Origin of the sequence: Aeromonas sp. R2-2, from assembly GCF_040908355.1 — a bacterium.
Classification (GTDB): domain Bacteria; phylum Pseudomonadota; class Gammaproteobacteria; order Enterobacterales; family Aeromonadaceae; genus Aeromonas; species Aeromonas veronii.
Window position 1 is genome coordinate 50,432 of the sequence record NZ_JBFODQ010000031.1, and the last position, 11,292, is coordinate 61,723.

10 protein-coding genes and 1 riboswitch are annotated in these 11,292 nt (G+C 62.1%); of the genes, 2 read left to right on the forward strand and 8 right to left on the reverse strand.

Annotated elements, in window-relative coordinates; translation table 11 throughout:
* Nucleotides 1-63 precede the first annotated feature (63 nt).
* From thiS to AB5Z09_RS05970, 7 genes are all read right to left on the reverse strand, one after another.
* Nucleotides 64-270 carry a sulfur carrier protein ThiS gene (thiS, locus tag AB5Z09_RS05940; RefSeq protein ID WP_368194844.1) on the reverse strand — a complete coding sequence of 69 codons (207 nt, stop codon included), beginning with the start codon at nt 268-270 and terminating at the stop codon, nt 64-66.
* Nucleotides 267-1,061 (reverse strand): ThiF family adenylyltransferase, encoded by a 795-nt coding sequence (locus tag AB5Z09_RS05945; protein WP_368194845.1) that lies wholly within the window; start codon nt 1,059-1,061, stop codon nt 267-269. Before AB5Z09_RS05945 ends, thiS begins: the two co-directional genes overlap by 4 nt.
* On the reverse strand, nt 1,051-2,658 hold the full coding sequence (gene thiE, locus AB5Z09_RS05950; RefSeq protein ID WP_368194846.1) for a thiamine phosphate synthase: 1,608 nt from the start codon (nt 2,656-2,658) through the stop codon (nt 1,051-1,053). Before thiE ends, AB5Z09_RS05945 begins: the two co-directional genes overlap by 11 nt.
* Entirely contained in the window at nt 2,655-4,697 is a 2,043-nt protein-coding gene (gene thiC, locus AB5Z09_RS05955) for a phosphomethylpyrimidine synthase ThiC (protein WP_368194847.1), read from the reverse strand. Before thiC ends, thiE begins: the two co-directional genes overlap by 4 nt.
* Nucleotides 4,698-4,977: 280 nt before the next feature.
* A riboswitch (TPP riboswitch) is annotated at nt 4,978-5,090 on the reverse strand.
* A gap of 271 nt (nt 5,091-5,361) precedes the next feature.
* Complete coding sequence (gene aerA / locus AB5Z09_RS05960; RefSeq protein WP_368194881.1) at nt 5,362-6,825, reverse strand: aerolysin AerA; 1,464 nt, start codon at nt 6,823-6,825, stop codon at nt 5,362-5,364.
* A gap of 260 nt (nt 6,826-7,085) precedes the next feature.
* Nucleotides 7,086-7,571 carry a hypothetical protein gene (locus AB5Z09_RS05965; RefSeq protein ID WP_368194848.1) on the reverse strand — a complete coding sequence of 162 codons (486 nt, stop codon included), beginning with the start codon at nt 7,569-7,571 and terminating at the stop codon, nt 7,086-7,088.
* Nucleotides 7,572-7,657: 86 nt separating this feature from the next.
* Nucleotides 7,658-8,080: a hypothetical protein gene (locus AB5Z09_RS05970; RefSeq protein WP_005340092.1), complete on the reverse strand. Its 423-nt coding sequence runs from the start codon at nt 8,078-8,080 to the stop codon at nt 7,658-7,660.
* Nucleotides 8,081-8,168: 88 nt separating this feature from the next.
* Between AB5Z09_RS05970 and AB5Z09_RS05975 the strand changes: the two genes are divergently transcribed.
* Nucleotides 8,169-8,837: a response regulator transcription factor gene (locus AB5Z09_RS05975; RefSeq protein ID WP_019446511.1), complete on the forward strand. Its 669-nt coding sequence runs from the start codon at nt 8,169-8,171 to the stop codon at nt 8,835-8,837.
* Nucleotides 8,834-10,078, forward strand: a complete 1,245-nt coding sequence (locus tag AB5Z09_RS05980) for a sensor histidine kinase (RefSeq protein ID WP_368194849.1) — start codon at nt 8,834-8,836, stop codon at nt 10,076-10,078. Before AB5Z09_RS05975 ends, AB5Z09_RS05980 begins: the two co-directional genes overlap by 4 nt.
* 95 nt (nt 10,079-10,173) lie before the next feature.
* On the opposite strand, the gene rimK is transcribed toward AB5Z09_RS05980, so the two are convergent.
* Complete coding sequence (gene rimK, locus AB5Z09_RS05985) at nt 10,174-11,070, reverse strand: 30S ribosomal protein S6--L-glutamate ligase (RefSeq protein ID WP_005340088.1); 897 nt, start codon at nt 11,068-11,070, stop codon at nt 10,174-10,176.
* Nucleotides 11,071-11,292 lie beyond the last annotated feature (222 nt).

The window sequence follows — 11,292 nt, forward strand, 5'->3', positions numbered from 1 at the left end:
AAGAAGAGATGAGGCGCCGCCGCAAGGCAGCACGCTCGAAGATGGGAACGCAAGCATCATGGATCAGCCTCCCGCAATGGCGGTAAAGAGGTGAATTTCATCCCCGTCATTAAGACGGGTCTCGGCCCAGCGGCCACGGGGCAGCACGGCGCCGTTAAGGGCCACCGCCACCCCCTGTGGATTAACGTCTTGCGCCGCCAGCAGGTCGGCCACGCTCTGCCCCGCCGCCAGCAACTGGGCTTTATCGTTGAGTCGAATGGTGAGGGTCATGGGGTGATCTCCTTATCGTGTGTCGGGCATCGGCGCTGCCCGCAAACCGGGCAATCGGGGTCGGAGGCCAGAGTGAGGGTCTGCCACTGATGGGTCAGGGCATCGAAACGGCGCAATGTGCCAGCGACCGAGCTTTGCATCCCGAGCAGCAGTTTCAATGCCTCCAGCGCCTGCAAAGAGCCCATCACCCCGACCAGCGGGCCGGTGACGCCGCTGGTCTCGCAGCTCTGGCTCACCTTGGTATCCAGCGGATAAAGGCAGGCGTAGCAGGCGTGCTCACTGCTGGTGCGCGCCATCAGCTGCCCCTGCCAACCCACCGCTGCGGCGGAGACCCAGGGCTTGCCCTGCCCCACGCAGGCGGCGTTGATGGCCTGGCGGGTGGCGAGGTTGTCGCAGCAGTCGATCACCAGATCCACTTCGGCCACAAACTCCGGCAGGCTGGCGACATCGAGCCGCTGGTTGATGGCGATCAGCTCCACCAGCGGGTTGTGGGCCGCCAAGCGCTCGCGGGCCAGCTCCGCCTTGGAGTGGTTGACCGCCTCGCTATCGAACAGGATCTGGCGCGGCAGATTGCTGGAATCGACCGTATCGCCATCGGCCAGCCACAAGGTGCCCACCCCGGCGCCAGCCAGATAGAGGGCCAGCGGCGAGCCGAGCCCGCCGAGGCCGACGATCAGCACGGACTTATCTTTGAGCCGTGCCTGCCCTTCTTCACCCACTTCCGCCAGCATCAGCTGACGGCCGTATCGCAGATACTCTTTGTCACTAAGAGACGCCTCATCAGAGCGCATGTTCCACCTCCCTTATGGCAGTGGCCGAGCGCGGCTCATCCCCTGCGCCCACGGCAGCGAGCAGCCGCTCGGTTGCCCCCTGCCAGTCGTCACTGGCAGTGATGGCCGAGACCAGCGCGATGCTGCCCACCCCGCTCCCCTTGACCACCGCCACCCGCTCCTCGCTGATACCGCCGATGGCCACCGTCGGCCACTCCGCCATCAGGGCGCGGTAGCGGTGCAGCCGCACCAGCCCCTGCGGGCGCGAAGGCATCGCCTTGGTGTTGGTCGGGAAGATATGACCCAGCGCCATATAGGAGGGGGCCAGCTCGCGGGCCCGCATCAGCTCGAAGTAGCCGTGGGTGGAGATGCCAAGGCGCAGCCCGGCCGCCTGAATGGCGGCGAGATCGGCGGTCTCCATATCCTCCTGCCCCAGATGCACGCCCCAGGCGCCCGCCTCGATGGCCTGTTGCCAGTAGTCGTTGATAAAGAGCCGCGCCCCATGGCGGCGACCAAGCGCCACAGCATCACGAATGGCCGGCGCCACCTCTGCGGCGGGCAGATTCTTGATCCGCAGCTGGATGGTTTTGACCCCCTGCCCCAGCAGGCGGCGCAGCCACTTGACCGAGTCCACCACCGGATAGAGGCCCAGATGCTGTTCGGTTGCGGCAAAAGGGCCATCCGGCAGACGGGCGCTGCTTGTCTCATACAATCCGAAGCGGCGATCGAGGGTTGATCCCGCCAGCAAGGCGCGGGGGAAGTGAGCAAGATCGGCTGGCCAGCCGAGATGGGCGATGGGGCCCGGGCCAGCCCCCACTCCCTGCGCCGCCGCCAAGCCCTGTTGCAGGTAGGCACGCGCCAGGGTGATGGCGTCCTCTACCGGATAATCCTGCGCCACCACGGCGGCGATGGCGCTGGCGTAACAGCAGCCGGTGCCATGGCCGTGGCGGGTATTCAGGCGCGGCGCCGCCAGCCAGAATTCGCGGGTCTCATCCAGGTAGTAGTCGAGGCAGAGATCGCCGCTCCACTCAAGATGACCCCCCTTGACCAGCACGGCGCGGGCGCCCAGTTCGCGCAGCCGCCGGGCGGCGAAGCGCACCAGCACAGGGCTGGTCGCGGGAATGCCGGTCAGGGCTTCCAGTTCGGGGCCGTTGGGGGTGATCAAGGAGAGGCGCGGCAATAGCTGCTCGCGCACCGCTTCCAGCATATTGGGCTCCGCCATCGGGGTACCGGTGCTGGCGATGGCCACCGGGTCGTAGACCACGAAGGGGGCCTCGATAGTTGCCAGTCGGCGGGCCAACACCTCGACGTGGAGCCGGGTCGGCAGCAGACCGATCTTGATGGCGGCGGGCGGCAGATCGACGCCGAGGGCATCGATCTGGGCGGTGAAAGTCTGCATCAGCACGGGGTCGACCATCTTCACCGCCACCGAGTTCTGGGCGGTAATGGCGGAGATGACCGAGCAGCCGTGCACGCCAAGGTCGTGCAATGTGTGCAAGTCGGCCTGAATACCGGCGCCACCGCCGGAGTCTGAACCGGCGATGGTCCAGACCACAGGTAGTGAGTCCGTCACAGGCGACAGGTCGGCGAGGCTGACAGCCCCGCTTGCGCTGCTCACGCCTCCTCCCCTGCGGCCTGTTTCAGCGCCGCCGCCTGATGGTAGATCTCGCCGCCGCTCTCCTTGAAGGTCTCGGCCATCCGCTCCATGCCGCGCACCACCTCGGCCTGCTTGAAGGTCTCGGGCTCCTTACGGGCCATGCCGCTCTCGACCTGAGCCACCACCTGCTCCTGCTGGCCATCCATACCGACCAGCTTGATCTCTACCGCTTCCAGCTTGGCTGCGTAGTCGCGCACGTCCTGCGTGATCTTCATGGAGCAGAACTTGGGCCCGCACATGGAGCAGAAGTGTGCCACCTTGCCGGACTCCTGCGGCAGGGTTTCGTCGTGATAGGCGCGGGCGGTGTCGGGATCCAGCGCCAGATTGAACTGATCCTCCCAGCGAAACTCGAAGCGCGCCTTGGACATGGCGTTGTCGCGGATCTGGGCACCCGGGTGCCCCTTGGCCAGATCGGCGGCGTGAGCGGCGATCTTGTAGGTAATCAGCCCCTGCTTCACATCCTCCTTGTTGGGCAGGCCCAGATGCTCCTTGGGGGTGACGTAGCAGAGCATGGCGCAGCCGTACCAGCCGATGAGCGCGGCACCGATGCCGGAGGTGAAATGATCGTAACCCGGTGCAATGTCGGTGGTGAGCGGGCCCAGCGTATAGAACGGCGCCTCGTGGCAGTGCTCCAGCTGCTCGGTCATGTTGCGCTCGATCATGTGCATCGGCACGTGACCCGGCCCCTCGATCATCACCTGCACGTCGTACTCCCACGCAATTTTGGTGAGCTCGCCCAGGGTGCGCAGCTCGGCGAACTGGGCCTCGTCGTTGGCGTCATAGACTGAGCCCGGACGCAGACCGTCGCCCAGCGACAGGGCCACGTCATAAGCGGCGCAGATCTCGCAAATTTCTCGGAAGTGCTGGTAGAGGAAGTTCTCCTTGTGGTGGGAGAGGCACCACTTGGCCATGATGCTGCCGCCGCGTGACACGATGCCGGTGAGGCGCTTGGCGGTCATTGGCACAAAGCGCAGCAAGACGCCGGCATGGATGGTGAAGTAGTCCACCCCCTGCTCGGCCTGCTCCAGCAGGGTGTCGCGGAACAGCTCCCAGGTGAGCTCTTCGGCGATGCCGTTGGTCTTCTCCAGCGCCTGATAGATGGGCACGGTACCGATGGGCACCGGGCTGTTGCGCAGGATCCACTCGCGGGTTTCGTGAATGTAGCGGCCGGTGGAGAGATCCATCACGGTGTCGGCGCCCCAGCGGGTCGACCAGACCAGCTTTTCGACTTCCTCTTCGATGCTGGAGGTGACCGCCGAGTTGCCGATGTTGGCGTTGATCTTCACCAGAAAATTGCGGCCGATGATCATCGGCTCCGCTTCCGGGTGGTTGATGTTGCTGGGGATGATGGCGCGACCGGCGGCCACCTCATCGCGCACAAATTCGGGGGTGATGTTCTGGGGCAAACGGGCACCGAAATCGCGGCCCGGATGTTGGGTGCGCAGCAGCTCGGAGCGCACCCGCTCGCGCCCCATGTTCTCGCGAATGGCGATAAATTCCATCTCGGGAGTGACGATACCGGCACGGGCGTAGTGGAGCTGGGTGACCCGGCGACCCGGCTTGGCGCGGCGTGGCTTTGGCAGATACTCGAAGCGCAGGTGATCCAGCCCCTCATCGGCCAGACGCTCCTGAGTGAAGGTGGAGCTGAGCCCCGGCAGCTCGTCGGTGTCATCACGCTCCAGCACCCAGTTCTCCCGCAAGCGCGGCAGGCCACGGCGCACGTCGATGGCGACCCCCTCCTCCCCGTAACGGCCCGAGGTGTCGTAGACCGGCACCGGCTCGTTGGGTTCGAACTTGGGGTCCTCTTTGGTGCCGCCGACGAAGGTGTCGGCCAGCTGGATTTCACGCAGGGGCACCCGGATATCGGCGCGGGAGCCTTCGATAAAGATGCGGCGGGAGTTGGGGTGAGCCATCCCCTTGAGGCTGTCGATAAAGGCCTGAGCGCTGGAACGCTGCTCGCGGCGGCTGGATTTGGTGGTATCAGATACGGAAGTAGACATAGCAAAACTCACATTAACTGGTTGAAGTTATGGGTATTTGCTTGTCTGGAGTTCGAGGAGAAGATGAACTTGCGGCGGGGTGTTTATCTCGGGAGGGAGTGCGCGCGGGATGGATCTCCGCGCTGCTGTACTGCCCCTTCCCGCTCTCTGCATTCTGTGGGCAAGGCGCCCCACGTGCTGGAAAACCGGACGGGACAGACTCCCTCCTGTGCGCCCTGACCCATCAAGGGTGCTCCCTTCGATGAGCGGAAGAGGCTTGTTCCTCCCCCGGCGCGGTAACCCGCAAGTTACCCTTGTTCCCTTCGCAGGTTTTAACCTGATCAGGTTCCACGGATCCCGAATTAACGGTCTCAGCTTCGCGTCGTTCGACGGTCAGCACTCCGACAAGATGGCGCCAGTATAAGGGGGAAAATTTAAAGCACAAGCCGTTAACAATCTGGCCAACACACCTCTTTCAACAAATGAGTGAACAATGCCTCGCTCACGGGGCCACCCCAAACAGAGGTCAAACCTGCGTTGGCATCCCCTTGGCAAGCCACAGATTCCCGCTGTGATCATGCAGGGACAAGAGGAGAAAAAGAGGGAAAATCGAGGGGCGCAGGGCAAATGCATCGTCTTGCGCAGAGCAGAAACAGGCCCCTATGAAAGAGGCCTGCGAGGGAGGTTATTGAACCGGAACTATGGTCAGGGATACATTGCCAAACCCTTCGTTGGCAAGGGCCTCCTGATCCAGATCTACACCGGTCAGAGCCACTCCTTCAGCAGAGGCGTTACGCAACTGGGCAGAGGCCGCGGAACGGGTCTGGGGCTGACCGATTTCGATATCGCCGGCAAACTGGCTTTCGGCATAGAAGTCACCGGTCACCGCCGAACGGATCGGGCGCAGCACACGACCCAGGTTATTCTGCATGGTCGACAAACCATACTCGCTGATGGTCCAGTTCCAGTCCCACCACTTCACTTCACCCGGGATATAACGCTTGTCCCACTGGTAGCGAATGCTGCTCGCCTTGTCGCGGAACGGGCCGACGGCAAAGGTGTGCTCCCAGGTGGGGCGATTCTCAGGATGGGTATACCAGGCATTGCCGCCCCAACGCAGGAAGCCCTTCATGGTCAGGTCATAATTGACCTCGGCCTTGAACTCGTAGGGGTAGGAGATGTTGGACTTGTAGAGAGCAACCCGCACCGGCAGGCTGGAGTGAGGCGGCACCGTGGGGCGCGCTTCAACCGAGACGGTCTCGGTCGTCGAGCCCCCTTTCTGGGAGGCCCAGCTCTGGCTCGCTGCGATCTCGATGGCCAGTTCGGTTTCCCCCACCAACGGCCACTGAAACTTGTTCTTGGTTGTCACCTTCTCGCTCAGGCTGTAGGTATCGGTTTTCGACCAGTTGGTGGCCTTGTCGTACTTCAGGGTCACCACCACCTGCTGAGGCAGATCCGTGTAGTTGGTTGCATTGGCCGTGATGGTCTTCACCAGCTGCTTGCCGCTCTCGGTGACCTGACCATGGCTGAAGGAGTCGGGTTCCAGGGTATATGAGAAGTTGCTTACCTTGATGGAGCTCTTCTCCCCGCAACGATATCCGGAGCAGCCGCCGTCATTATTTCCCCTTATCAACCAGCCATCGCCAACCCGGGTAACATCCATATCTTCCCCGACATAGGGGCTATGATTCCCACCCACCCAGGCGTATCCCAAATAATGGGCGAGATAACTGACTGGCTTGATAAAATAATCATTATCATGGACAAGCCGCCATTGCACATCGACCTCATCACCCGCCGGAATATTCCAGTCAGAGAGTGTTGGTATTTCTCCGGAAACCGGTGAATTTGGATAGCACCAGGTTTCTCCGGCAGTGCCCTGTTTGATTTCGCCATTATATCCTGGCCCCATAATCACCCAGCGATCAGCCAGTCCGGTGATCTGCCACTGCCCCATGCGGCTGACCAGATTACCCTTGATACTCATGGCTTCATCACGGGTCAGAGGACGGTAACCACTGGCACAGACGCCCGTGCCAAGCCCCGCCCACTTGACCTGATCAGGGTAGACAGGTTCAGCCGCCTGCACCTGAGCGAGCATCAATGAAGACGCCAAAAACGCCAGATTGGCGGTAATTATTCTATTCATCATTTATCCCTCTTTCAGACATACGATAATTGTTATTGTGTAGAAATATCCTTTTTCATTTGACAGGTATTGACTCCGACAAAACCTGACACAAATAAAATAAACCACCAAAAAACATCCATGACAAACAAAATAATGGTGATACAGGAAAATAATTAGAGCGATGACTTTATTGAGGAATAAATCATAAATATTGTGGCAGCCATTATTTAATGGCTGCCACAATATGGTGAACCTATATTAAATAAGAAGATGCTGAATTACTCTTCCGGATTGATCACTTCAATTCCCTGCAATATTCCATCCGCCGAACGGATCAATACCAGCTCGCTCCCTGCATGCAGATCGGCGGCCGAACCGTTGACCCAGCGCACCTGCGGATTGAGTGGCACAGTGCCCAGGGTAGCCAGCGTGAGCTGCCGATCATCGAAGGATTGCAGGCGATCTTGCGCCCGCTGCCAGGGCTGATTGACCAGCGGGGTTCTGGCGGCCAGCAGCTCGATCCGGGTGGCAACGCCATCAGCCACCAGCAGAGCGAGCTGGTCGCCGGGTTTGAGTGGCTGCGGCCAAATCTCCCCCTGCCGCCAGACGGCGGCACTGCCCTGTTCCACCTCGGCCCCCTGAAATTGCAGGCGGATGCCGTCGCTGTGCTCCAGCTCCACCAGCCACAATTCGTCGGCTCCCGCCTGCGCCGCCCAGAGCGGCATTCCCAGCATCCATGCACACCACTTTCTCGATCGTTCCATCTTCGTTCTTCCCTGAACAAAAAGCCCATGCTGGACAAGCATGGGCTTCATTCGGGAGCATTTCTAATCGGAACGCAGAGATCGGATCAGTCATCCTCGCGGCAGCGGCTCAGACGCATGCCGTCAAACTTGCACTCCAGCTCAAGCCAGCGCCCTTCGAACGGCGCCAGACTGTTGTCCGAAGTGGTGTAGCCCCAGATCCGCCCCCCTTCGACCGGCCCCTCCAGATCCATCTCGTCCTTGTCATCTTCGTCGAGGGCCTCGACCTTGCGCACATAGCGCACGCCGTTCTCCACCACCCCTTTCATCTCGACCCAGGTACCTCCGAGGTCATCTTCGTTGAGCCAATCCTTGAAGCGGGTCTGGTCGTCGATCACGAACGGCATGCCGTTGACCATCAACTGGCCAAGTTGCCAGGTGGTGCGGCCGGTCAGTTTGAATTCGGTCGCCTGTGCGGTGCCAAGTGGCAACAAGATCAACAGCAGGAGGGCGCAGAGAGACTTCTTCATCAGGGATCCTCGGGGTTACACTGGCAAACAGGATGCCGAATCCGGTGTGAAAAGAGCGTGAAACGCTCGCCAACCAGGAGAGCAAAGCATGAAGATTTTGGTAGTGGAAGACAATCCTCAGGTGGCGGAAACCATCATGGATTATCTGGAGCTGGCCGGTCACCGCCTCGATTGTGCCTATCACGGTCAGGCGGCGCTGCAACTGCTGGAGGAGCAGCGTTTTGACGTCATCATCATGGATGTGATGATGCCGCGCCTCGATGGCCTCAGCACGGTAGCGCGCCTGCGCGAGCAGGGGATTGCCACTCCCGTGCTGTTTCTCACCGCCCGCGACAGCCTGGAAGACAAGCTGGCAGGCTTCAAGGCGGGAGGGGATGACTATCTGGTCAAGCCGTTCGCCATGGAGGAGCTGGAGGTGCGGCTGCAAGCCCTCAGCCTGCGTGGCCCGCGCGGCGATGTGGGGGCCATCAGCTTTGGCGATCTTACGGTCGATGTCGCCAGCGGCCGCGCCACCCGCGCCGGTGAGCCCCTCAAGCTCGGCAAGATCCCGTTCCAAATCCTCGCCCTGCTGGCCCGCCGCGCCCCCGCCATCGTCAGCCGTCAGGAGGTGCTCGACACAGTCTGGGGGGATGAGGAGCCCGACTCCGATGCCCTGCGCAGCCATATCTACGCCCTGCGCAACGCGCTGGACAAACCCTTCCCCACTCCCATGCTGGAGACCCTGCACGGCCAAGGCTACCGACTGGTGAGCGCATGAGCCTGCCGAGCCTGCGTCGCCGCCTGATCATGGCACTCGGCGGCGCCGGGGTGGTGCTGCTGATCCTGCTCTCCGGCCTGATGATGGTGGCCGAGGACAAGATGGAGGAGCTGAGCCTGCGCCACTGGCTGGAAGCCGAAGTGACCCGCTACAGCGATGACTGGCTGCGACTCGGCCCGGCCGCCGCAGCCCCGAGCCCCAGACAGTTCTCCAGCTACTGGACCGAAGCGGGCCGTCTGCCGAAATGGCTGAAGCCCTACCAGACTCCCGGCTTTTTCGAGCACCAACTGGGCAAGGAGGACAAACACTTTCTGGTGGCCCGTCACCCCTCCGGCGAGGGACTGCTCTATCTGGTCTTCAACGACGACGCCGATGATTACCTCGACCCCTACGAAGACAAGCTGCATCTGGCCACCCGACTGATTGGGGTGACCCTGCTGCTGGGCTGCCTCGGCTTCGGTATCTGGCTGGTACGCCATATCACAGGGCCGCTGCAACGGCTGCAACAGAGGGTCGCCCACCTCACTCCGGATCAGGCGGATTTCGAGCCCGACGCCCCCTGGCAGGAGCTGCGGGACATCGAGCTGGCGCTGCTAGCCGGCAAGCAGGAGGTGAGCGCTGTGTTCGCCCGCGAGCAGGAGTTCAGCCGTTTCGCCAGCCACGAGCTGCGCACCCCCAACATGGTGATCCAGGGCTCGGCGGCCCTGCTCGGCAAGGTAACGGATCTGCCCGCGCCAGCGGCCCGCGCCACCACCCGCATCCGCGCCGCCGCCGACGAGATGGCGCTGCTCACCGAGACCTTCCTGCTGCTGGGCCGCAAGGAGGCTGTGGAGCGACCGCTGCAGCAGGTGACCCCGCTGATCCGTCAGGAGCTGGCCCGCCTCGCCCCGCTGTTGCAACGGGAGGCACTCGATATCCGGCTTAATCTGGACGAGAGCAGCGAAGTAAATGCCCCCCTCTCCCTGCTCGCCATTGCCCTCGGCAACCTGCTGAAAAATGCCCTGAGCTATGCCGAGGGACATATCGACATCGAGCTGTGCGGCCCGATGCTCACCATCAGCAACCCGACGGCGGCGGCGCCGGCTCAGATCCTCGGCTACGGCTGTGGCCTCACCATCATCCAGCGCATCTGCGAGAAGCTGGGCTGGCAGATCGATACCCGGCTGGAGGATGGCGTATTCAGCGCCCGGCTGGCGATGATCACTGCCGAACAGTTCCCTCTCCCTTTGGGAGAGGATTAGGGTGAGGGCACAGTGGCACCGCCAACCCACCAGTCAGATAGCCACAAGGCGCCCGAGGGCGCCCTGTTTCTATCTGACGGATGCAAGCCCGAGGCTCACTCCGCCGGTTTGTTCTTGCGGCTCGCCTTGAGTTCGAGGAACTCGATGATCTTGCCGGCCACATCCTTGCCGGAGGCGGCTTCCACCCCTTGCAGGCCGGGGGAAGAGTTGACCTCCAGCACCAGCGGGCCACGGGCGCTGCGCAGGATATCCACCCCCGCCACATCCAGCCCCATGATCTTGGCGGCCTGAACGGCGGTTGCGCGCTCTTCGGGGGTGATCTTGATCGCCTCGGCGGTACCGCCACGGTGCAGGTTGGAGCGAAACTCCCCCGGCTGGGCCTGACGGCGCATGGCGGCAACCACCTTGCCGTTGACCACCAGACAGCGGATGTCGGCGCCATTGGCCTCGCGGATATACTCCTGCACCAGAATGTTGTTGTTGGTCTGGATAAAGGCCTCGATCACGCTCTCGGCGGCTTTTTGGGTCTCGCACAGCACCACGCCAATCCCCTGGGTTCCCTCCAGCAGCTTCACCACCAACGGCGCCCCGCCCACCATGGTGATGAGGTCGGGCACGTCGTGGGTGCTGTGGGCATAGCCGGTGATGGGCAGGCCGATGCCGTGGCGGGAGAGCAGTTGCATCGCCCGCAGCTTGTCGCGGGAACGGCTGATGGCCACCGAGCTGTTGAGGGCCATGGTGTTCATCATCTCGAACTGGCGCAGCACGGCGGTGCCGTAGGCGGTAATGCTGGCCCCGATCCGGGGGATCACGGCGTCATAACTTCCCAGCTCCCCACCCTCGTAGTGAATGGAGGGGTTGTGGGAAGCGATATTCATATAGCAGCGCAGGGTGTCGAGCACCTCGACCTGATGACCGCGCGCCTGTGCCACCTCGACCAGACGGCGGGTGGAGTAGTTTTTCGGCTCACGGGATAAAATGGCGATCTTCATGACAATTCCGCTAGAAGGCTGTGCCTGGGCAGGATGGGGCGGGAGAGTATAAGGTGCCACAGCGCCAAGACAACGCCAATTGTTTATCCTGACAACAAGACAAACCACACCAAACCGCACGCTACCACATCACTGTGACCAACAGGTTAAACGGCGGCTCTGCGCAGGTTGTTCAACCCGTGCAAGGATGCCGCCGTTTCTCGTTAAAGATCAACCGATGTC